The organism is Vibrio sp. 1562, assembly GCF_033340155.1.
Taxonomy (GTDB): domain Bacteria; phylum Pseudomonadota; class Gammaproteobacteria; order Enterobacterales; family Vibrionaceae; genus Vibrio; species Vibrio alginolyticus.
The window spans coordinates 1-516 of record NZ_JAWOVY010000784.1 but is presented as its reverse complement, the minus strand read 5'-3'; the positions used below and the strand labels follow the sequence as shown (position 1 = coordinate 516).

At 47.9% G+C, this 516-nt stretch carries 1 protein-coding gene; it reads left to right on the top strand.

Annotated elements, in window-relative coordinates; genetic code table 11:
• A partial coding sequence (gene nfsA, locus R7Z49_RS27640) for an oxygen-insensitive NADPH nitroreductase (protein ID WP_318112851.1) occupies nucleotides 1-514 on the top strand: 514 nt, incomplete at its 5' end.
• Between the last annotated feature and the right edge of the window lie 2 nt (nucleotides 515-516).

Genomic DNA, 516 nt, shown 5'->3' with positions numbered 1-516 from the left:
TGAAAGCGCAGCAGAGTTCTTGGTGTTCTGTATCGACTACCAGCGTCACACCAGTATTAATCCTGATGTTCAAGCCGATTTCACAGAGTTAACGCTAATAGGCGCCGTAGACTCTGGAATCATGGCTCAAAACTGCTTACTGGCAGCAGAATCGATGGGCTTGGGAGGCGTATACATTGGCGGTGTAAGAAATAATGCTCAGCAAGTGGATGAGCTACTGGGGCTACCCCAGAATACCGCCATCCTATTTGGTATGTGTTTGGGCCACCCAGATCAAAACCCAGAAGTTAAACCTCGCCTACCTGCGCACGTGGTGGTGCACGAGAACCAGTACCAAGCTCTCAACTTAGACGACATTCAAGCATACGACCAAACGATGCAGAACTACTATGCAAACCGCTCAAGCAATCAAAAACAAAGTACGTGGTCACAAGAGGTTACGAGCAAGTTAGCTGGTGAGTCTCGTCCGCATATTCTTCCGTATTTGAATGGAAAGGGGTTAGCGCGAAGATAAAA